We start from the raw sequence: 20,961 nt of genomic DNA, 5'->3' as shown, positions 1-20,961 counted from the left end.
CCTTGCGGTTCGCCGCAACTTTGAACAGTCTGGGCATGCGCGGCAATGGGGGACACGGCAATGCGCGGCGAAGTTCTTCACTATGACGAAGACCAGGGTTTCGGTTTCATCGCCGGAGCGGACGGCAACCGCTACAGCTTCGCGCGCGAGGACATGCGCCGCGACGCCTCGGTAGCCAAGGGCGCGCTTGTCGAATTCCAGCCGGGCGGCGGCCAGGCGCGCAATGTCTATTCGATCCGCGCCCAGATGTCGGCGGCTCCAGCAGGCGCCCAGTCACAGCCCCGCACTGCCCCGGCGGCGGCTGCTCAGCCGCAGCATTTCGGCCGCGCTGCCGACACTGGGCCAACCCTATCCACCGGCCTATGGGACTATTTCTGGCGAGCCGTGACCGAAAACTATGTCAACTTCGCTGACCGCGCCCGCCGCAAGGAGTTCTGGGGCTTTTGCCTGTTCTGGACGATCAGCATCATCGTGGTCGTCGCCATCGGCCTGTTCGCCGACTCGGCAATGGGCAATTTGGGCGCCGGCGAGGAAGTGCCCGCGATGACCGTCGGTCTTTCCGGCCTGTTCATCCTGGCGACGATGCTGCCATGGATCGGGCTCATCGTACGCCGCCTGCACGATATCGGCCTGACGGGCTGGCTTGCCATCCTCTGCTTCATCCCGTCTGTCGGCGGCCTCGCCACGCTGGTCTTCGCGCTGATCCCGACGCAAGCGCGCGAGAACCAGTGGGGTCCGGTGCCGGCCGGTGTCAGGATCTAACCGAAACGTGCATATTGCCATCTCAATTTGGCGAAAATCGCTGGGGTCCGATGCCGGCAGGCGTCAGGGTTTAGCCGGTGCCGGCTGGAGCGAGACCGATTGGTCCGAACCTGAGTCAGGCTGCTAAGACTGCTCGCCCAAGGCGAAGCGCTCGACGATATGGAAGTCTTTCAAAGCACGACCCCGAAGGGCTTCCTGTGGGCCTGAATCGCGCGCGTCTCGACAATTTCAAACGTCGATCCGTCATAGGAAATTTCGCAGTCAACCACCTTATCCGGCCAAAGCCAGAGCGAGAGACACAACTCGTGTTGATCGGGAATGACCTTTAGCAGATAGAAATCGCTCTTTTCGACCTGATATCGTTCGTGGATGAACTGCAGCAATGGCGCGAGGTGTTGATCGCCGCGAAAGTCAGCCTGGCGTTCGTGCTCGGCAAGAAGCTCTCTTTCGATGGCGCGCTGCACTTCGCCCATGCAACTGTCACCCCAGGAACTTGGCGATGATCGCGTCGCCCATCTCGACGGTGCCGACCTCGGTCATGCCCTCGGACAGGATGTCCTTGGTGCGCAAGCCCTGGTCGAGCACCGCGGCGATGGCGCCTTCGAGCTTGTCGGCCTCGGCCACCATGCCGAAGGAATAGCGCAGGCACATGGCGAAGGAGGCGATCATGGCAATCGGGTTGGCGATGCCCTGGCCGGCGATGTCGGGCGCCGAGCCATGCACTGGCTCGTAAAGCGCCTTGCGCTTTTTGGTCTTCACATCCGGTGCGCCGAGCGAGGCCGACGGCAGCATGCCGATCGAGCCGGTCAACATGGCGGCGATGTCGGACAGCATGTCGCCGAACAGATTGTCGGTGACGATGACGTCGAACTGTTTTGGCCAGCGAACCAGCTGCATGCCGCCGGCATCGGCCAGCATGTGGTCGAGCTTGACGTCGGCATATTTGGCCTTGTGCGTCTGGGTGACGACCTCGTTCCACAGCACGCCCGACTTCATCACGTTGCGCTTTTCCATCGAGGTGACATGGTTCTTGCGCGTCCGCGCCAGCTCGAAAGCGACGCCGGAGATGCGTTCGATCTCGAACGTGTCGTAGACCTGCGTGTCGATGCCGCGCTTCTGGCCGTTGCCGAGATCGATGATCTGTTTCGGCTCACCGAAATAGACGCCGCCAGTGAGTTCGCGCACGATCAGGATATCGAGACCCTCGACGACCTCCTGCTTGAGCGAGGAGGATGCGGCCAGCGCCGGATAGCATATGGCCGGGCGCAGATTGGCAAACAGCTCCATGTCCTTGCGCAGGCGCAGCAGGCCGGCTTCAGGACGCACCTCGTAAGGCACCTTGTCCCATTTCGGCCCGCCGACGGCGCCGAACAGCACCGCATCCGCCGCCATCGCCTTTTCCATATCGGCATCGGAGATCGCCGCGCCATGCGCATCATAGGCGCAGCCGCCGACCAGGCCTTCGTCGGTGGCAAAACCACTGCCCAGCTTTGCGTTCATGGCCGCGATCAGCTTCTTCACCTCGGCCATCGCCTCGGGGCCGATGCCGTCGCCGGCGAGCAGGAGAAGATTTTTCGAAGCCATGGAGAACCGTCCCGGAAAGAAAGTTGAAATCGCGGCCTTGCTAAACGCCAAGCGGCCGGTGCGCAAGCCTGCGCGTGGGAAGCGTGGTCACCGGTGCGAGAGGATATTGACCAGCTTGCCGAACGGGTCGCGCACATAAAAGCGCCGCACGCCCCAGGGTTCGTCGGCCGGCCCGTATTCGATGGCGAAGCCGGCGGTCTTCATGGCGTCGAGCGCGGCATCGACATCGTCGACCTCGATCGACAGATCCGGCACCGGCGTGCCGGAGCCGCCTTGGGCCATGAAGCTGACCTGAACGGTCATCGTCGCTTGCGAGCCGTAGGTGGCGATCCAGCCTAGATCCATGAGCACATCGAGGCCGAGCACATCATGGTAGAAGTGCTTTGCCGCAGCCAAGTCCGGCGTGCCGATGTTTGCAACGATGCGCCGGACCGTCATGGCTTTGGCCTCCTCATGCCGTCCGCCGCAGCGCCGTGACCTCAATCTCGATCTTCATTTCCGGCTTGTTGAGCTGGCACACGATCATCGTCGCCGCCGGCCTGATCTCGCCGAAGGCTTCGCCAAGGATCGGGAAGACGACATCCACGAAAGCCTGGTCGGTGATGTAGTAATGCGCCCGCACCACATCCGCCATGTCGAAACCGCCGTCCTGCAACGCCTTGGCTATGGTGGCGAGACAATTGCGCGTCTGCGCCTCGACCGTCTCCGGCATGGTCATGGTCGCGTAGTCGTAGCCGGTGGTCCCGGACACGAAACACCAGTCGCCCTGCACCACCGCGCGAGAATAGCCGGCGGTTTTTTCGAAGGGCGAACCGGTGGAGATAAGTTTGCGCATGGGGCCTCGCGAAATCGTTGCGGGCATCTTGTAGGGAAAGAGCAGGACTGACCATGGGCCAAGCGGTTGATGTCGGCGGGACAGCACCCCCCTCGCAGAAAAACCTAGTTCCCCTGCGCCTTGTCCAGCGCCTCCTTAATATCCGCCGGCCAGGTCTTCACGTCAGGCCAGGAATTCGGCTCGCCATCGTCGCCGCGGCGGGCGAAGTAGAGCGTGTGCTTGGCCGGGTCGACCGCCATGAAGCCGTCATTGCCGCCGCAATCATGCGGCACGCAGCCGCTGGCGTAGAAGGCGCCCGACGCCGTTTTTTCCGTGCCGCCGCCAACCAAAAGGCTGGTCGCCATATCGGGCATTTCCTTGCCGAGCAGCGTCTCGGCCGCCTTGTAGACAGCCTCGTTGTGGAAGGCATCGATGATGTTCTGGTATTTGGCCGGATCGACATCTTTCCAGTCGGTGCCGGGTTCCGGCACATAGCTGAGATTGCCAGAGGTCGTCAGCCCTTCGGTGGGCGACCATTGCAGCGCCGGCCTCGATTCCCCCGGCAGGAGATAGGGCACGAAATAGATGGCGTGGTCCGACACCGCCGCCGGCGGCGCGCCGCATTCGTCCTGCTCGACCGTTGTGGTCTGGATGGAGCCGCCTTCCGGCTTCCACACGATCACCTTGGCCGGGCCGCACTGATTGCCGCCGTCGCCGACATCGACCAGCGCCACATTGACGCCGCCGACCTTGACGACCTTGTCGAAGTAGACGTCGTAATTGCTCGCCAGCAGCTTGCCGTCATAGGCCAGCACCTTTTCACCGTCCTGCTCCGGCTGCGTGATGGTCAGTTGGCCGCCCTCGAACGGGATCGGCGCCTGCTTGTCGTCGTCGGTGGGCGCCGCATCGGTGGTGCTCGACGATCCCTGATCGGCCGCGCCCTGGTCGGTTGCCGGCTGGTCGCCCGCTGCCGGGGTCTGTTGCGCGGCGGGCGTCTGCGTCTGGGCATAGGTGCTTCTCGCGGGCAGGACCATCAACGCCAGTACTGAGGCGCCGGCCAGAAGCGAGCGTGTCATGACCGTCCTCCGTTCAACGCCATGCCGGCCATCGGCGCCGCTTCGCTAGCCGCTCAGATCCGGCCGTTCAGGCCCAGGGGCGCTGCTCGGCGTTCTTCTTCTCGAACGAGTCGATGGCGCCGGCCTTCTCCATGGTCAGGCCAATATCGTCGAGGCCATTGAGCAGGCAGTGGCGCTTGAAGTCGTCGAGGTCGAAGGTGACCACGCCGCCATCCGGGCCGCGGATCTCCTTGGCCTCGAGATCGACCGACACCGTTGCGTTGGAACCGCGCGAGGCGTCGTCCATCAGCTTCTCCAGATCTTCCGGGCTGACGGTGATCGGCAAAATACCGTTCTTGAAGCAATTGTTGTAGAAGATGTCGGCGAACGAGGTCGAGATGACGCAGCGAATGCCGAAATCGAGCAGCGCCCACGGCGCGTGCTCGCGGCTCGAGCCGCAGCCGAAATTGTCGCCGGCGACCAGGATCTGCGCCTTGCGATAGGCCGGCTTGTTGAGCACGAAGTCCGGGTTTTCCGAGCCGTCGTCCTTGTAGCGCATTTCGGCGAACAGGCCGCTGCCGAGCCCGGTGCGCTTGATCGTCTTGAGATAATCCTTGGGGATGATCATGTCGGTGTCGACATTGACGATCGGCATCGGAGCGGCAACGCCGGTGAGCTTGGTGAATTTTTCCATGGGTCTGCCCGTCTTCTTTTCGCTGCGGGGGATTTGCTGGCGCCCGGTTTACACAAAGCCGCGGGCAAATAAAAGGCAGCTGTTTGCGCCCGCTCTTGGCCGTCGATCACGAGATCGGCACGCAAAGGCTTCAAAACCGGCCGCCCGTGGTGCACCTTGGCCGGCATGACAACACAATCCAAAGTTCTCTACGCCAGCGAGCCGACGCTCGACGTCGCCGAGTTCCGCCGCGTGCTGGTGGAATCCGGCCTCGGCGAAACGCGCCCCGTCGATGACGGGGCCCGGCTGGAGAAAATGCTTTCCGGCGCCAACCTGGTGCTGACGGCGCGTCTCGACGCCGAGGGCAAGCCATTGCTCGGCGTTGCTCGCGCCATGACCGACTTTGCCTGGGTCTGCTACATTTCCGAACTCGCCGTCTCCCAATCGGCGCAAGGGCTCGGCATCGGCAAGGGCCTGATGGACGAGGCGCGCCGGCAGCTCGGGCCTTCCGTCGCTGTCAGCCTGATCTCCATGCCCGACGCCGTCGGTTTCTACGAACGCATCGGCATGAAGCGCATGCCAGACGCGTTCTGGTTCGGCCGCAAGGGCTGAATCCCAGCCACCATCTCACGAAGCAGTGATCCTCCACCTGAATGCGGCGCCTTGACATGCAACCAAATGGTTGCATATTAAAGCGCATGAGCATGGATGCAGTCTTTCGCGCACTGGCCGACCCGACCCGCCGGCAATTGCTGGACAGCCTCCATGCCAGGAACGGGCAGACGCTGAACGCGCTGTGCGGCGAAATCGACATGACGCGCCAGGCGGTGACGAAGCATCTGGCGATCCTGGAGGAGGCGAACCTCGTCACCGCCATCCGCAACGGGCGCGAGAAGGAGCACTACCTCAACCCCGTTCCTATCAACGAGATCGCCGAACGCTGGATCGGCAAGTTCGAACGGGGGCGACTGAACGCCCTCAGTAATTTGAAGAAACGACTTGAAAGGGAAGAGCCGTGAGCGACAACACCTTCGTTTATGTCACCTACATCCGCACCACGCCTGAAAAGCTCTGGGAAGCGCTGACCGAGCCGGAATTCAACCGGCAATTCTTTCTCTGCTCCTATCAGGAGAGCGACTGGAAAGTGGGGTCCGACTGGAAGCTGATCTTCCCGGACGGCCGCGTCGCCGACAGCGGCGAGATCCTCGAAATCGACCCGCCCAGGCGCCTGGTGATCAAATGGCGCAACCAATGGATGCCCGAGGTGAAGGCCGACGGCTACACGCGCTGCACCTTCACCATCGAGCAGGACGGCGAGATGATGAAACTCGCCGTCACCCACGAGGCCGACGGTCCGCACAAACTGATCGCGAACGTCGCAAAGGGCTGGCCGCTCGTGCTGTCGAGCCTGAAGAGTTTGCTCGAAACTGGCAAGGGCTTTGAGCGCCCACCGTCAAAGGCGGCCTGAAGCTCGTTTCGATTCCGAAACAGTCCTTTGTGGAGGTGGAAAATGCTCCAACATTCCTCGCCGCAGGCCATGGCGAATGGCGAGACGGTCATGGCATCGGCCGAAATTCCCGCTCCTCCCGAACTGGTGCTTGCGGCGCTTGTCACCGACGAGGTCGAGCGCTGGTGCGGCTCCGCGGACACCTACCGTATGACCGGCTGGACGGCCGACCTCCGCGACGGCGGGTATTGGAGCGTCACAGTGCGCACGGCCGGCGGCATGCGCCTGCCCGCCAGCGGCCGGTTTCTGGAGGTCGAAACGCCGCGCCGCGTCGTGCAGACACGAATATACAACTGGGATCACCCGACGCTTGGCCGGCATGAAACGACGGTCGCCTATCTGCTGGAGCCGGTCGGCGGCGGCACGCGGCTCACAATCTGCCATGGTGGGTTTGCCGGGTTTGCGGACGCGGCGGCCGAGCATGCAGATGGCTGGGCGCGCGTGCTGGGCTGGCTGCAGGGGTATCTTGATGCGGGCAGACGGGTTGCGGCTTAGGCGGCGGCTGAGTCCAGTAGCGAATTGGGTGACGTCGGCGCTGCCCCTCATTGCCTGCCGGGCATTTCTCCCCGTAAACGGGGAGAAAGAGGCTGGTCGCAACCTGGCGGCCTTCCTGCAACGCTCGGTGATTGGCGAAATCGCCGGGAACATGGCCCCCCGCCCCGTTTACGGGGAGAGGATGCCGGCAGGCAGGTGAGGGGCAGCGTCAACGTCCGAAAGCGAGAGTCCCTAACCCTCAAATCACATTCAATTCCCGAAACGCCCGCCCTTCGGCCACCCGGCCATACCCAAATGCCGAGCAATCCACCGTGCGGTACCCACCATGCACGATCAGCTCGGCCAGCGCCTTGCCGACCGCCGGCGCCTGCTGCAGGCCGTGACCTGAAAAACCATTGGCGAACAGGAAATTGCCTACCTCCGGATGCGGGCCGATCACCGCGTTCTGGTCGAGCGTGTTGTAGTCGTAGTGTCCGGCCCAGGCGCGTGTCGGCTTGATCGCCTCGAAGGCCGGGATGCGGGTCGCCAGCACCGGCCAGATCACCTCTTCGAACAGCGGCCAGTCCGGATCGAAATCCTTGGGATCGGCCGGGCCGTCGCCCTCCTCCGGCTCGGCGCCGCCGGTGATGTAGACCGAGCCTTCCGGCCGAACATAGATGCCGGAGGGATCGACCAGCAGCGGCATGTCGGCATACTTTTCACGCGCCTCGAACACAAAGACGTTGCGCTTGCGCGGCTCGACCGGCAACGCCAGCCCGGCCATGGCAGCCACCTTGCCGGCATTCGGCCCGGCGGCGTTGACGACGATGCCGGCCTCCAGCCTGTCGCCATTGTCGAGGGTCACGCTTGTCACGCGGTCGCCCAGCCGCTCGATGCCGGTGACGTCGGCGGTGATGAAATCGATCTTTTTCTCGCGCAGCGCCTTGCGGAACAACATCAGCATCGCATGCGCGTCGAACCAGCCCTCGCCGGTTCGGCCATAGGCGCCGGCGGTGATGCCCTCGGCAGACAGCCACGGGAAGCGTCGCACCAGCGCATCCGCATCTTCGAGCACGATGTCGGCGCCCTCGGCCATCTGCGCCTCATGGTTGGCCTTCAGGATAGGCAGCCCGTTCTCGCCGGCCAGGATGAGATAGCCGCCTTCGCGAAAGCCGATATCGGCATCCGGCCCAAAGGTCTCCGTCAGCCGCCGGAACAGCTTTAGCGTGAACTGCGACAGGCGGATGTTTTCCGGGATCGAGAATTGCTGGCGGATGGAAGCGCAGGACAATGTCGTTGCCGCATGGGCGAATTGCGGGTCGCGCTCGATAAGCGCGATCGAGCCCGAAAACCCTTCCTCGCGCAGATAGTAGGCGACCGAGGAGCCGACGATGGCTCCGCCGATGATGACGATGTCGTAGCGCACTCTTTTCTCCGATCCGCCGCGCGCATCCTTCATGCGGCAGGCAAAGTGATCTCGAAGCGCGTGCCGCGTTCGGAGTCAACCAGCCTGATCGTGCCATCATGCGCTTTCAGGAGGGCCAGCACGATGCCAAGCCCCATGCCGGTGCCGCCGGACTCGCGGCGCGTGGTGAAGAACGGCTCGAAGACCTTGGCACGGTTGCTCGGCGAAATGCCGGCGCCGTCGTCGCTGACACGGATGGTCACCTTGCCGTCCGCGCTGGTCGCCGAGAGCGAAACTGCCGTGGCGTCGTGGCGCGCCGAATTGTCGATCAGGTTGGCAAGCACGATGGCCGCGTTTTCGCCGGAGATGCGCAAGGCGATGTCGCCGCCCGCCTCAACCTGCACAGCCAGCCTGTTTTCGACCGGCAGCAGCGCCAGCGCCGCACCGATCGAGGTGGTATCGCCGCTCGGGGCAAGGTTTTCGGCCCGCGCCAGGTCGAGCAGGCGGCGCACCAGAAGATTGAGCCGTCCGGCATCGGTGACGATGTTGTTGGAGAACCGCCGCCGCTCGGCCTCGTCCATCGCCGAACCGGAATCGCGCAAAAGCTCCGCCGCGCCCTGGATCGCCGTCAGCGGCGATTTCAGCTCATGCGAGACATGGGTGGCAAAAGTCTGGATGCTGTCGGAGCGCGCCTGCAGCTTTTCAGCCATGTCGAGAAAGGCCGTGGAAAGCGCGGCCATCTCGCGCGTGCCGTGGTGATCGAGCGGTCGCATCGCCGCGCGGTCGCCGGCGGCGATGCGCCTGGTCCGTTCGATCAGCCCGTAGATCGGCCGGCTGACGGTGCGCAGGAAGACCAGCCCGATGAGCAGCGTGCCGCCGAGAATAGCGATCGCCGCCAACGTCACTTTGCCACGCTCGCCATAGAGATGCTTGACGATGTTGTTCGGCGTCCGCGACAGATAGACCACGCCGGCGACCTTGCCGTCGACAGCGACCGGCATGGCGACGAAGACGCGCACCTTGGTGCCGCGGCTGACCGAATAGAGCGGCGGCGCCGGTTCCTCGGGGATCCGCAGCCTGAGCGCACTCGCATAGCGGCCGGCGAGCGCGGCACGAACCTCCCCGACGCCGCCGAGCGACTGGCCGACCTCTTCGCGCCCGGCAATGACGACGCCCCTGGGGTCGAGCAGCCGGAAGCCGGCCAGCGTGGTTTTCTGCGTTTCCGTGAGGAGGCCTGACAGGCGCGCGCCGATTGCCGCGAAGTCTGGATCGGCGACGGCGGTTGTAGCCGCCGGCCGGGTCGGCAGGACTGTGTCTGAGGCGAGATCGAGACGCGGTTCGATCGGCCGGTAGGGCGAGCTTGAATTGTCGGTCCGGCTCTCGGCGTCGCTTCCCGATGCCGGCATCGGCACGCGGAGTTTTTCCGCCGGAATGCCCGCTTCGCGCACGTCCTGCGCATAGATGGCGGCAAGCACGGCGCCTTGCGCGATCAGCTCAGCCTCGGTCTGGCGGATCAGCTGGTTCTCATAGAGCCGGAAGAAGAACAGGCCGACCAGTGGCAGCGCCATCACCACGATCAGGATGGCGATGACGACCGTGGCAAGGCGCGGCCGCCATTTGTCGGGGGTCACGCGCCGCACCGGCCGAGCCGGAAGCCGACGCCATGCACGGTCTCGATCGCGTCGGCGCAGCCAACCGCCGCCAGCTTGGCGCGGATGTTGCGGATATGGCTGTCGACGGTGCGATCGGCGACATGGATGTTAGCGGCATAGGCGTTGGCCATCACCGCCTCGCGGGCGAGCACATGCGAGGGGCGCGCGAGGAAGCCTTTGAGGATCGCGAACTCGATTCCCGTCAGCGCCAACTCCTTGCCGTCGAAGCTGGCGCCATGGCTGGCCGGCACCAGCACCAGCCTGCCATGCGAAAACTGCCGCTCGTCGCTCTCGGCCGGCGCCTGGCGGGCGCGGCGCAGGATGACGTTGACGCGCGCCACCAGTTCACGCGGGCTGAACGGCTTGGTGACATAGTCGTCGCCGCCCATTTCCAGCCCGAGGATGCGGTCGATCTCTTCATCCCGCGCCGACAGGAACAGCACCGGCACGTCGGATCGCTGCCTGAGCCGCCGGCAGACCTCCAGCCCGTCCATCTCCGGCATGCCGATGTCGAGCACGACGAGGTCCGGCGCACGGCGTTCGATGGCCTGCAATGCGGCGGCGCCGTCGGATACCGAAACCGTCCTCATCCCCGCCTTTTCCAGCGCGAAGCAGATGATCTCGCGGATGTGCGGATCGTCGTCGGCAACCAGGATGTTATGCGGCATCGATCAGCGGCCCGGCACGTAAGGTTCGGAAACGGCAGGATTCACGAGCGCGCCGTTGCTGTCGAGATAGCGCAGAAGCCGCCAGTCGCGAAAGCTCCACGCGCGCCAGTTTCTCTGCTTGGTGCGATAGCGGGCTTCGGTCATCGCGTCGACCCCGTCGCGTTTATCAGCAAGGAATACTTTCTTTTGGTGGTCGAAAAAGCGATCGAGGGCCGGCAAGGCACTGGGGCCGAGCGAGCGGACATACTGGAGATCGAGGTGGGTGCCCGGGCCGTTCATTTCGTAGGAGCGGTCGACATTGTAGTTGGCGATCAGCGCGGCGAAGTTGATGAAGCAGCAGACATAGAGCGTCGCCGATAACGTCAGAAGATTGGCGGACAGCAGCCATTCGCTGGATTTTCTCAGCGCGATGCGGGCGATGATCAGCGCCAGGCCCGCCGCCACCAGCCCCATCCAGACAAAGGCGGCGATGCGCAGATAGGTCAGCGCATAGATGCCGACATAGAGGTCGAGCCGCAGGATCGAAGAAATGACCAGCACGATGTTCTGCGCAACCCAGGCATAGACCAGCCGGCGGATCAGCGGATCATTGGAGGTTTCACTGCCCGGCCGCAGCGCTGCCAGCACGAAGCCAGCGGCGAGCAGCGCGGTGACGATCAATGGATAGGCGCCGCGATGTGCGTAGGCGGCGTAGGTCAGCCCGTCGGGGAGGGCGACGCCGCCCCAGAGATAGGTGGCGTCGAGCCCGGTCTGCAGCGCAAACAGTAGGTTGAACACGACCAGCGCGCGCAGGATCGCGGCCTTGCCGAAGACGATGTCCTCGATCGTGGTGACGGCTTTTGTCACCGGCTGTGCATCGGCGGGCACGGTCGGCGCCAAACGCGGCAAGCGACGAAGAAGGCGCGGCAGGCGGGGACGCAGGAAGGCCCAGACGCCGGCAAGCACCAGCAGCCAGAAGATCAGCCGCGCCAGCTGGATAAGATCGAGCAGCGCGAACAGGTCGATCAGCGTGAACCAGTATTCGATGACCGGGTTGGCGGCGCCGAACAGGGCCAGGAACACCGCGCCGAGCGCCAGCGGCATCGCCCAGACGGCGATTGCCGCAAGCCGGATGTGCCGCCGCCCAAACCGCCGCGCCGCCTTGCGCCAGCGGAAGAAGTCGCGAATGAGCCGGAAGGGCGCGGCGAGCAGGAAGAGTGAGAGCTGGCCGGCGATGCGGGCAAGGCTGGAACGCAGCCGTCCGGCGAGCGAAAGCGCAAACATCGCCAGCGCCACCAGCGCGATCACGACCGACAAAGGGCTGACGTTTTCGACCAGCGGCAGCAGCGCGACGAGCAGGGCGGCGGGCTTGAGCCAGAGCCTGGCCTCGCTGAAGGCCGAAGGATGCACGGCCACGACCGCACCGGCGGTCAGGATGGCGAACAGCAAGAAATTGATGCCGGCCGGCTCGCCATAGAAGAGAAAATCCGCCAGCGCGACCAGCAGCACGGCGATGCCGAAGCGGCTGCAATAGCTCGGAGTAAGCAACGCCGTCATGAGCGAATGGTCCTCGCTTCTGCCGCGCGGCCGGCATAGCGCGACGGCGATCTCGGGATGAAGGGCAGCAGGCTCGCCGTCGGGCGGACCTTCGGCGGATCGACCAGCCACCAGCCTTCGCAGCGCAGCCTATACGGCAGGGAACAACGGAGGTTTGTTCGCTCTTGCATGCCGCCTGTCTCGCAGGCTGGCAGGGAAGAGGCGCGGCGGTTTGGAGGAGGTTTCCTGCAATTGCGTGCAGTTTTCGTGCAGGGCGAAGAGGCTTGCCTCTCCCTGTCTCTGGCGGCATAGATCGGGCATGACTGAAACCTACCGACCGCGCCGCTCGGTGCTCTACATCCCCGGCTCGAACGACAGAGCGCTGGCCAAGGTCGCTTCGCTTGCCTGCGACGCCATCATCATCGACCTCGAAGATGCCGTGGCGCCGGCCGACAAGCTTGCGGCGCGCGAAAAACTGGCGGGCATTTTTGCCAGCCGCCCGAACCGGCGCTGCGAAATGATCGTGCGGGTCAATGCGCTGTCCAGCGAATGGGGCGCCGACGATGTGCTGGCGGCGGCGAAGGTCGAGGCCGACGGTATCCTCCTGCCCAAGGTCGTCACGCCGCGCGACATCCTGGAGGCCGGCGATGTGCTCGACGACAATTTCGCCCCGGATACGGTCAAGATCTGGGCGATGATCGAGACGCCCAAGGCCCTGCTCAACATCGGCGCCATTGCCGAACTGGGCCGCGACCCGGCCTCGCGGCTCGCTTGTTTCGTTGCCGGAACGAATGATCTGATCAAGGAGACCGGCATCCTGGCCACGCCGGACCGGCGCTATCTCATGCCCTGGCTGATGCAGATGGTGCTGGCCGCGCGCGCCGGCGGGCTCGATATTCTCGACGGCGTGACCAACGATTTTCGCGATTTGGATGCCCTGGCGCGCGAATGCGCGGAAGCCGCCGCCATGGGGTTCGACGGCAAGTCGCTCATCCACCCGGCCCAGATCGAAGGGGCGAACCGCGCCTTTGCGTCGTCCGCAGAGGCAGTGGCCGCGGCACGCGCGGTGAAGGACGCCTTCACCCTTGCCGAAAATGCCGGCAAGGGCGTGATCGCGCTGGATGGCAAAATGGTCGAGCGGCTGCATCTGGCGCAGGCCGAAAAACTGCTGGCGAAGGCGGCGGCCATCGGCGCATGATAAAGCCCTTGTGGGTTATGGGTACTTACGACAGGACTTGAAAATGAAACTCTACCGCTTTCTGTCCGCTCCGGACGATTCCAGCTTTTGTCACAAGGTGACCGCGGCGCTGAACAAGGGCTGGCACCTGTTCGGCTCGCCGACCTACGCCTACGACAAGAAGACCAAGACCATGCGTTGCGGCCAGGCGGTGGTGAAGGACGTCGAGGGCCAGGAATACGGACCCGACACCAAGCTCAGCGACTGGTAGGCTTTGCCAAGCTCCGACGCAGGATGTGTTGAGATTCAGGTCAGGCCGCGCCGAGAATGGCGGTTTCCGAGAACCGGAGCGGAGCGTACTTGAAGTACGTGAGCACCGGAAGCGCAGGGAACCGCCGTTCGCAGGCCGGCATCACCTGAATATCGACACAGCCTACTCGACCGCCTCTTCGATCCGTTCCATATCATCGTCCGACAGGCCGAAATGGTGGCCGATCTCGTGGATCAGCACGTGGGTGACGATGTCGCCCAGCGTCTCCTCGTTCTCGGCCCAGTAGTCGAGGATGGCGCGGCGGTAGAGCGTGATGCGGTTCGGCCCCTCGCCGGTCTGCGGGTTCCAGCGCTCGGCGATGCCGCGACCCTCGAACAGGCCGAGCAGGTCGAACGGCGTTTCCAGCGACAAATCGTCCATGATCTCGTCGGTCGGGAAGTCGGCGATCTGGATGACGATCTCGCCGGTCAGCTTGCGGAATTCCTCCGGCAGATGGGCGTAGGCCTCCAGCGCCAGGAACTCCATTTCCTCCATCGACGGCGAAAGCTGGTCGTGCCAGGTGCGGGTCTTGTAGATGCGGGCCATGCTTTGTCCTTTGATCCCGGCATATAGGCTCTCGCGCCGGTCCAGGCAAATGACGCAGCAATTCCTGTTTCATGCTGTCGGGGAATCACATACGGGTCAGTTCCGGCCATGGATCAGGAGCTCTCATGCCGGACCTTTCCACCCTTGGACTTTTCGCGATTGCTTGCCTCGCTTTGACGGCGACGCCGGGGCCGGACATGCTTTTGATCGCATCCCGCAGCGCCAGCCAGGGGCGCGCGGCGGGCCTGGCGACCTATGCCGGCATCGCCGCCGGCACTTATTGCCATGCGCTGGCCGCCGCCTTCGGCCTGTCGCAGCTGTTCCTCGCCGCTCCCATCGCTTACGACATCGTGCGTTATGCCGGGGCGGCCTACCTCGCCTATCTCGCCTGGAAAGCGTTCCGTGCCGACGGCACGGCGCTGGCGCCGGTCGCCGGCCTGCCGCGCTATTCGCAAACCCGCATCTTCCGGCAGGGATTGCTGACCAACCTGCTCAACCCGAAGATGGCGCTGTTCGTGCTGGCGCTTTTCCCGCAGTTCGTGCAGCCGCAGGCCGGTTCCGTGGCGGCGCAGATCCTGGTGCTGGCGACCGTCCTCAATTTGATCGGGCTGATGGTCAATGGCCTGGTCATCCTGACCGCGAGCCGGATCGGTGCGGCGCTGTCGAGGCGTACGCGGTTTCAGCGGGCGCCCCAGCTATTGCTGGGAACTGTATTTGCAGGGCTTGCGGCTCGGCTGGCCTTCGGGGGCCAACGCTAAGCACGCAACCACAGAGGAATAAATTCCCCATGACTCCGCTTGACTCTTTTAGCACCCTCTGGAATCTATAGGAACATAACAGGAACAATGCTGCTGAAAGTTGACCGTCATGGCGATGACCGCCGTGGCGCGGGAGACCGTTTTTGCCCTGCGCCGCCAGATCGCGAAAATCGAGGGAACGCTGCCCGAGCGCCTGGCGGCGCCGGCCGGCGCGCGGCCTGACGCGCGCGCTGACATCGATGTCCGCCCCGGGATCGCGCCTAAGATCACGCCCGAGATCACGATTCTCCGGCGCGGCATCGCCGTGGCCGCGCCGGATGCGTTTTTGCGCACCGGTGTCGAGCGTCTCGATGCAGCGCTGAGCGGCGGCCTGCCGAAGGCGGCACTGAGCGAGATCCATGGCGCGGAAACCCGCGACGCTGGGGCCGTTGCCGGCTTTGCGCTCTCGCTCACCAGCCTGATCCTCAGGCAAGAGCCGCATTTGCCGGTTCTCTGGATCGGCACATCGGAGATTTTTCGCGAGGCCGGCTTTCCCTATGCCAGGGGGCTGCACGCCTTGTTCGGCATCGAACCGGAACAACTTCTGTTTTCCGAGGCGCCAAAACTTGTCGATGCGCTATGGATCGCCGAGGAGGCCGCCCGCATGACGGCGCTGGCCGCCGTCATCCTCGAAATCCGCGGCAGCCCGCAGCGGCTCGACCTCACCGCGACGCGACGGCTGCACGCGCGGGCGCAAAACGCCGGCCGGCCGGTATTCCTGCTGCGCCAGGCCGGCGAGGCAGAACCGACCGCCGCACCCGTGCGCCTCATCGTGTCGGCCGCACCCTCGGCCAGCCGCGACACCATCGCCGGGCCGCTCGCCGGCTCGATCGGCCGCCCCGCCTTCACCGTCAGCATCGGCAAGAGCCGCACCGCTCTGCCCGGACAATTCACACTGGAGTGGAACCCCGATGAACACGCTTTTGAGGAAAGACGGCAAGAACGGACAACGAATCCTGTCGCTGTGGTTCCCGCATCTGGCCGCCGAACGTATCCTGCGCCAGCGTCTGGGGCGGTCCTGGCGTTCCCGGCCGTCGGATCACTTGCCGCTGGTGATCAGCCATCGCGACCGCAACGCCCAGCGCATATCAGCCCTCGACGAGCGGGCTGAGGCGCTGCGCCTGAAGCGCGGCATGGGCATCGCCGATGCGCGCGCCATGCATCCGTCGATCGACATCGTCGAAGCCGATCCGGAGGCCGACCGCCGCCTGCTCGAAGGCCTCGCCGACTGGTGCGACCGCTACACGCCGCTGGTGGCGATCGACGGCACCGACGGCCTGTTCCTCGACGTCACCGGCTGCACCCATCTGTTCGGCGGCGAACGCGCAATGCTGGACGAGATATTGTCGCGCTTCTTCCATCAGGGTTTTGACGTCCGCACCGGGCTGGCCGCGACGCCGGGCGCTGCCTGGGCGGCGGCGCGCTTTTGCGACGATCGAATCGTCGCTGGCGGCGAGGAGGAGGCGCTTCTCGCGCCCTTGCCGCTGGCCGCGCTGCGCATCGCGCCGGAAATCCGCGCCAGCCTGGAAAGCGTCGGCCTGCGCACGGCGGGCGCGGTGATGGCGGCCCCGCGCGCGCCGCTTGCCCGCCGCTTCGGCGCCACCTTGCTGTTGCGCCTCGACCAGGCGCTCGGCCGCCTCGACGAGGCGGTGTCGCCGCGGCTGCCGGTGGCGCCGCTGTCGGTCGAACGCCACCTCACCGAACCCATCATGCTGACCGCCGACATAGAGCGGCTGGTGAGCCTTTTGGCAAAGGCGCTGAAGAGCGATCTCGAACGCCGTGGCGAGGGCGCCAGGATGCTGGCGCTGCTGCTCTTTCGCGTCGACGGCGCTGTCAGCCGCATCGCTGTCGGCACCTCGCGCCCGTTGCGCGAGCCCGTTCTGATCCAAAAACTGTTCCACGAAAGGCTTGCCGCGCTGGAGCAGGATATCGATGCCGGTTACGGCTTCGACCTGGTGCGCCTCTCGGTGTTGTCGGCCGCCGCCTTCGACATGCAGCAGGCGGACCTTGCCGGCGAGGCGGAGGACAACGACGCCGACATCGCGCTGTTCGCCGACCGCATCCGCGCCCGCCTCGGCGAAGCCGCGGTGCTGAGGCCGGTCGCGATCGAGAGCCATCTGCCGGAGCGCGCCGTCACGACTGTCCCCTTTTCGGAGGCGCCGCAAAGGCGCGCGCCACCGAGGCAACGTAACGCCCCGCCAGCAACCGTCTTTCCGCCGGAACGGCCGATCCGGCTGTTCCGCTCGCCCGAGCCGATCGAGGTGCCGGCCACCGAAATGCCGGAGGGACCGCCGATGAATTTCCGCTGGCGGCGCGCGCTCTACCGCGTGGCGCGCGCCGAAGGTCCCGAGCGCATCGCGCCGGAATGGTGGCGCCAGCAGCCAGGTGAGGAAGAGGCGCCGACCCGCGATTACTTCCGCATCGAGGATAGTGACGGCCGCCGCTACTGGCTCTACCGCCAGGGCCTCTACGGCGCGTCCGAAGTGCCGCCGCGCTGGTTCATGCATGGGGTTTTCGCATGAACGCGCTGGCCGCCATTCCCTATGCCGAGTTCGGCATCCAGTCGAATTTCTCCTTCCTGCGCGGCGCCTCGAAGCCGGAGGAACTGGTGGTCGCGGCAAAATTCCTCGGCTTCTCCGCGATCGGCCTTGCCGACCGCAACACGGTGGCCGGCGTCGTGCGTACCTGGCAGCAGGCCAAGGTGGAGAAGCTTGCCTATCATCCCGGCTGCCGCCTGGTCTTTGGCGACGGCACACCCGACATCCTCGCCTATCCGCAGGACCGCAAGGGCTGGGGGCATCTCTGCCGCTTGCTGACCCAGGCCAATCTGCGCGACGAGAACGAGAAGGGCGCGACGCTGCTCGAGTTGAGCGACCTCCTCGAATGGGGCGATCTGCTGTCGCTGGCGATCCTGCCCGACTTGCAGGCGGGCGCCAAAGACAGCCTTGATTTAATTAGTCGGCTTAAAGATAGGTTCGGCAAAGCGCTTCGGTTGGCCGTTGCGCCGGATTATCGCGGCAATGACCGTTTCCGCATCGAGCAGGACGCGGCGATGGCTGACATGACCGGCGTGCCGCTGATGGCGACCAACGACGTTCTCTACCATAGCGCCGGGCGGCGCTCGCTGCAGGACGTGCTGACCGCGATCCGCCTCAACGTCCCCGTCGCCGAGGTGGGGCTGGAACTGACGGCAAATGCCGAGCGCCATCTGAAGCCGCCGCTCGAGATGGCCCGGCTTTTCCGCAGGCATCCACAGGCGCTGGCGGAGACGCTGCGCTTTGCTGAAGAGCTGAGCTTCTCGCTGAGTGATCTCCAATACAATTACCCCGACGAGCCGACGGAATTGGGTCTTGGGCCGCAGGCCGAGCTCGAACGATTGGCCAGGGAGGGGGCCGCCACGCGCTACCCGGCGGGCGTCCCTGCTTCCGTGACGCAGCGCATCGAGGAAGAGCTCGCTCTGATCGAGCGCCTGAACTACGCGCGCTACTTTTTGACCGTCTACGACATCGTCAAATTCGCCCGCAACCAGGACATCCTCTGCCAGGGCCGCGGCTCGGCCGCCAATTCCATCGTCTGCTTCTGCATCGGCATCACCGAAGTGGGGCCGGACCGCATCGACACGCTGTTCGAGCGCTTCATTTCCGAGGAGCGCAACGAGCCGCCCGACATCGACGTCGATTTCGAGCATGAGAAGCGCGAAATCGTGATCCAGTACATCTACGACAAATACAGCGCCAAGCGCACCGCTTTAGCCGCCGCCGTCATCAGCTATCGCGGCCGCTCGGCGCTGCGCGAGGTGGCCAAGGCCATGGGCCTGTCGGAGGATGTCCGCAGCGCATTGTCCAGCTCGATCTGGGGCTGGTCGACCTCGGAGCTCGGCGAAAAGGAGGCGAGCGCCGGCGGCATCGACCGCAGCGATCCGCTGGCCAGGCAAGTGATCGAGCATGCCAACGAGATCATGGGCTTCCCCCGCCATCTCTCCCAGCATGTCGGCGGCTTCGTCATCACCCGCGACCGGCTGGACGAGATCGTTCCCATCGTCAAGACGGCGATGGAGGAGCGCAAGATGGTCGAGTGGGACAAGGACGATCTCGACGCGGTGAAGATCCTCAAGGTCGACGTGCTGGCACTCGGCATGCTGACCTGCCTGAAGCGTGCCTTCACCTTGCTCACGGATCATTATCCGGATGCGCGGGACCGGTATGGCCAACCCTATGTGCTGGCCACCCTTCCGCCCGAGCACATGGATGTCTACGACATGATCTGCCGCGCCGACACGCTCGGCGTCTTCCAGATCGAATCGCGCGCCCAGATGTCGATGCTGCCGCGCCTTCGGCCGCGCGAATTCTACGACCTCGTCATCGAAGTGGCGATCGTGCGGCCCGGCCCGATCCAAGGCGACATGGTTCATCCTTATCTGCGCCGCCGGCAGGGCAAGGAAAAGCCCGAATATCCGAAGCCTGAACTGGAGAAGATCCTCGGCAAGACGCTGGGCGTGCCGCTGTTCCAGGAGCAGGCGATGAAGATCGCCATCGAGGCGGGAGGCTTCCGGCCGGGCGAGGCCGACGAGCTGCGCCGCGCCATGGCCACCTTCAAGCGCACCGGCACGATCGGCAATTACCGCCAGCGCATGATCGACGGCATGGTCGGCAGGGGCTACGAGAAGGATTTCGCCGAGCGCTGCTTCAAGCAGATCGAGGGTTTTGGCGAATATGGCTTCCCCGAAAGCCATGCCGCCTCCTTCGCCCTGCTGGTCTACGCCTCCTGCTGGTTCAAGACCTTCTATCCCGACGTGTTCTGCGCCGCGATCCTGAACGCGCAGCCGATGGGATTTTACCAGCCGGCCCAGCTCGTCCGCGACGCAAGTGACCATGGCGTCGACATCCGCGACGTCGACGTCAATTTCTCCCTCTGGGACTGCACTCTGGAGGACTCCTCTTTCGATCCGAACCGCATGCTTGCGCGCCATGCCGAAATGCGCGGCGTCATCCGCACCAGCCATGCCGTGCGGCTCGGCTTCCGCCAGATCAAGGGCCTGTCCGAGGATCGCATGAAGCTGTTCGTCGACCGGCGCGGTTCCGGCTACGAAACGGTCAGGGATGTCTGGCTGCGCTCCGGCCTCGATGTCGACGAGATCGAGAAATTGGCGCAGGCCGATGCTTTCCGCTCGATCGGCCTCGACCGCCGCGCGGCACTGTGGGCGGTGCGGGCGCTGGACGGCAAGAGCGCCGCCGAAAAACTGCCGCTGTTCGACCAGAAGGACATCCGCCTGCGCGATCTCGAGCCCGAGACGAGGCTGCCGAAAATGCCGCTCGGCGAGCATGTCATCCACGACTACCGCTCGCTCGGCCTGTCGCTGAAGGCGCATCCGGTGGCCTTCCTGCGCGAGCGGCTGGACCGCGCCGGCGTCACGCCCAATGCGCGTCTCCCGTCCGTCCGGGATGGCAGGCGGGTGTCCGTCGCCGGCCTCGTCCTGGTGCGCCAGCGCCCCGGCAAGGGCAACGCCATTTTCCTGACGCTGGAAGACGAGCATTCCGTCGCCAACATCATCTTCTGGGAAAGGACCTTCACCCGCTTCCGGCCCATCGTCATGGGCGCGCGCTTCGTCCGCGTCACCGGTAAACTGCAGTCGGAATCCGGTGTCATCCATATCGTCGCCGAGAAGGTCGAGGATCTGACGCCCTGGCTGTCGGCGTTGCTGGAAGAAGCCGCTGGCCAGCCAGGCTCCGGTCCGAAGAACGACCCGACGCGACCGATTAATCCGGATCGCTCCAGCCCGCCCACTACTCGCAACATGCCGGCAGGAAAGGACATCGCGACACTGTCGGGCAAGGCCGAAAGCGTCATGCCCAAGGGGCGGAACTTTCAGTAAGGCCTTGGCGAGACGCCCTGGAGCGTTGCTACGGTGCAAACTTCGATGCCGGCGCGACAGAGGGGGCGCGAAGGATCGCTGCAGAACGGCTTTTCTGCGTCGCCGCCATTCCTCTGCCGATCCTATCGTCTTCGCAACGCCGCCTCGCGG

General features: G+C 64.8%; 22 protein-coding genes. 11 read left to right on the top strand and 11 right to left on the bottom strand.

Going from position 1 to position 20,961, the window contains the following annotated elements:
- Positions 1-60 precede the first annotated feature (60 nt).
- Positions 61-762, top strand: a complete 702-nt coding sequence (locus tag AC1RUK_RS28515; RefSeq protein WP_481837966.1) for a DUF805 domain-containing protein — start codon at positions 61-63, stop codon at positions 760-762.
- A gap of 170 nt (positions 763-932) precedes the next feature.
- Here the strand turns inward: AC1RUK_RS28515 and AC1RUK_RS28510 are convergent, their stop codons facing one another.
- The 6 genes from AC1RUK_RS28510 to leuD all read right to left on the bottom strand — a co-directional run bounded on the left by AC1RUK_RS28510 (position 933) and on the right by leuD (position 4,909).
- Positions 933-1,235, bottom strand: a complete 303-nt coding sequence (locus AC1RUK_RS28510; protein WP_481837967.1) for a hypothetical protein — start codon at positions 1,233-1,235, stop codon at positions 933-935.
- A gap of 7 nt (positions 1,236-1,242) precedes the next feature.
- On the bottom strand, positions 1,243-2,346 hold the full coding sequence (gene leuB, locus AC1RUK_RS28505; RefSeq protein WP_481837968.1) for a 3-isopropylmalate dehydrogenase: 1,104 nt from the start codon (positions 2,344-2,346) through the stop codon (positions 1,243-1,245).
- Positions 2,347-2,433: 87 nt separating this feature from the next.
- Positions 2,434-2,784 (bottom strand): VOC family protein, encoded by a 351-nt coding sequence (locus AC1RUK_RS28500; protein ID WP_481837969.1) that lies wholly within the window; start codon positions 2,782-2,784, stop codon positions 2,434-2,436.
- 13 nt (positions 2,785-2,797) lie between these two features.
- Complete coding sequence (locus AC1RUK_RS28495) at positions 2,798-3,181, bottom strand: RidA family protein (RefSeq protein ID WP_481837970.1); 384 nt, start codon at positions 3,179-3,181, stop codon at positions 2,798-2,800.
- Positions 3,182-3,285: 104 nt separating this feature from the next.
- Positions 3,286-4,236, bottom strand: a complete 951-nt coding sequence (locus tag AC1RUK_RS28490; RefSeq protein WP_481837971.1) for an Ivy family c-type lysozyme inhibitor — start codon at positions 4,234-4,236, stop codon at positions 3,286-3,288.
- Between the two features lie 67 nt (positions 4,237-4,303).
- On the bottom strand, positions 4,304-4,909 hold the full coding sequence (leuD, locus tag AC1RUK_RS28485; RefSeq protein ID WP_120014521.1) for a 3-isopropylmalate dehydratase small subunit: 606 nt from the start codon (positions 4,907-4,909) through the stop codon (positions 4,304-4,306).
- Positions 4,910-5,074: 165 nt separating this feature from the next.
- On the opposite strand from leuD, the gene AC1RUK_RS28480 reads away from it, so the two are divergent.
- The 4 genes from AC1RUK_RS28480 to AC1RUK_RS28465 all read left to right on the top strand — a co-directional run bounded on the left by AC1RUK_RS28480 (position 5,075) and on the right by AC1RUK_RS28465 (position 6,890).
- Entirely contained in the window at positions 5,075-5,500 is a 426-nt protein-coding gene (locus AC1RUK_RS28480) for a GNAT family N-acetyltransferase (RefSeq protein ID WP_481837972.1), read from the top strand.
- A 92-nt stretch (positions 5,501-5,592) separates the two neighbouring features.
- Positions 5,593-5,907, top strand: a complete 315-nt coding sequence (locus AC1RUK_RS28475) for an ArsR/SmtB family transcription factor (RefSeq protein WP_481839367.1) — start codon at positions 5,593-5,595, stop codon at positions 5,905-5,907.
- Complete coding sequence (locus tag AC1RUK_RS28470; protein ID WP_481837973.1) at positions 5,904-6,356, top strand: SRPBCC family protein; 453 nt, start codon at positions 5,904-5,906, stop codon at positions 6,354-6,356. The genes AC1RUK_RS28475 and AC1RUK_RS28470 overlap by 4 nt, the downstream gene beginning before the upstream one ends.
- A 42-nt stretch (positions 6,357-6,398) precedes the next feature.
- On the top strand, positions 6,399-6,890 hold the full coding sequence (locus AC1RUK_RS28465) for an SRPBCC family protein (RefSeq protein ID WP_481837974.1): 492 nt from the start codon (positions 6,399-6,401) through the stop codon (positions 6,888-6,890).
- Positions 6,891-7,128: 238 nt separating this feature from the next.
- Here the strand turns inward: AC1RUK_RS28465 and AC1RUK_RS28460 are convergent, their stop codons facing one another.
- The 4 genes from AC1RUK_RS28460 to AC1RUK_RS28445 are packed head-to-tail and all read right to left on the bottom strand — an operon-like array spanning position 7,129 to position 12,130.
- Positions 7,129-8,295: an NAD(P)/FAD-dependent oxidoreductase gene (locus AC1RUK_RS28460; protein ID WP_481837975.1), complete on the bottom strand. Its 1,167-nt coding sequence runs from the start codon at positions 8,293-8,295 to the stop codon at positions 7,129-7,131.
- Positions 8,296-8,324: 29 nt separating this feature from the next.
- Positions 8,325-9,842, bottom strand: coding sequence for an ATP-binding protein (locus AC1RUK_RS28455; RefSeq protein ID WP_481839368.1), 1,518 nt, complete (start codon positions 9,840-9,842; stop codon positions 8,325-8,327).
- Between the two features lie 59 nt (positions 9,843-9,901).
- Positions 9,902-10,594 carry a response regulator gene (locus AC1RUK_RS28450; protein ID WP_481837976.1) on the bottom strand — a complete coding sequence of 231 codons (693 nt, stop codon included), beginning with the start codon at positions 10,592-10,594 and terminating at the stop codon, positions 9,902-9,904.
- A gap of 3 nt (positions 10,595-10,597) precedes the next feature.
- The gene (locus AC1RUK_RS28445) at positions 10,598-12,130 is read right to left on the bottom strand and encodes a DUF4153 domain-containing protein (RefSeq protein ID WP_481839369.1); all 1,533 of its coding nucleotides are present in this window, start codon (positions 12,128-12,130) and stop codon (positions 10,598-10,600) included.
- 298 nt (positions 12,131-12,428) lie between these two features.
- Between AC1RUK_RS28445 and AC1RUK_RS28440 the strand changes: the two genes are divergently transcribed.
- Together AC1RUK_RS28440 and AC1RUK_RS28435 are read left to right on the top strand one after the other, a co-directional pair.
- Complete coding sequence (locus AC1RUK_RS28440) at positions 12,429-13,307, top strand: HpcH/HpaI aldolase/citrate lyase family protein (RefSeq protein WP_481837977.1); 879 nt, start codon at positions 12,429-12,431, stop codon at positions 13,305-13,307.
- A gap of 43 nt (positions 13,308-13,350) precedes the next feature.
- Complete coding sequence (locus AC1RUK_RS28435) at positions 13,351-13,557, top strand: DUF1737 domain-containing protein (RefSeq protein WP_192181790.1); 207 nt, start codon at positions 13,351-13,353, stop codon at positions 13,555-13,557.
- A 162-nt stretch (positions 13,558-13,719) separates the two neighbouring features.
- Here AC1RUK_RS28435 and AC1RUK_RS28430 read toward each other — a convergent pair whose 3' ends face one another.
- Complete coding sequence (locus AC1RUK_RS28430; RefSeq protein WP_481837978.1) at positions 13,720-14,142, bottom strand: metallopeptidase family protein; 423 nt, start codon at positions 14,140-14,142, stop codon at positions 13,720-13,722.
- Positions 14,143-14,267: 125 nt separating this feature from the next.
- On the opposite strand from AC1RUK_RS28430, the gene AC1RUK_RS28425 reads away from it, so the two are divergent.
- From AC1RUK_RS28425 to AC1RUK_RS28410, 4 genes are all read left to right on the top strand, one after another.
- Complete coding sequence (locus AC1RUK_RS28425) at positions 14,268-14,900, top strand: LysE family translocator (RefSeq protein WP_481837979.1); 633 nt, start codon at positions 14,268-14,270, stop codon at positions 14,898-14,900.
- Positions 14,901-15,009: 109 nt separating this feature from the next.
- Positions 15,010-16,050 carry an ImuA family protein gene (locus tag AC1RUK_RS28420; RefSeq protein WP_481837980.1) on the top strand — a complete coding sequence of 347 codons (1,041 nt, stop codon included), beginning with the start codon at positions 15,010-15,012 and terminating at the stop codon, positions 16,048-16,050.
- Positions 15,992-17,461 (top strand): DUF6504 family protein, encoded by a 1,470-nt coding sequence (locus AC1RUK_RS28415; protein ID WP_481839370.1) that lies wholly within the window; start codon positions 15,992-15,994, stop codon positions 17,459-17,461. The genes AC1RUK_RS28420 and AC1RUK_RS28415 overlap by 59 nt, the downstream gene beginning before the upstream one ends.
- Positions 17,458-20,811, top strand: a complete 3,354-nt coding sequence (locus tag AC1RUK_RS28410) for an error-prone DNA polymerase (RefSeq protein WP_481840148.1) — start codon at positions 17,458-17,460, stop codon at positions 20,809-20,811. Before AC1RUK_RS28415 ends, AC1RUK_RS28410 begins: the two co-directional genes overlap by 4 nt.
- Positions 20,812-20,961 lie beyond the last annotated feature (150 nt).

The organism is Mesorhizobium monacense (assembly GCF_056781675.1).
Note: the sequence above shows the minus strand (reverse complement) of the source record. Positions and strands in the feature narration are given on the sequence as shown.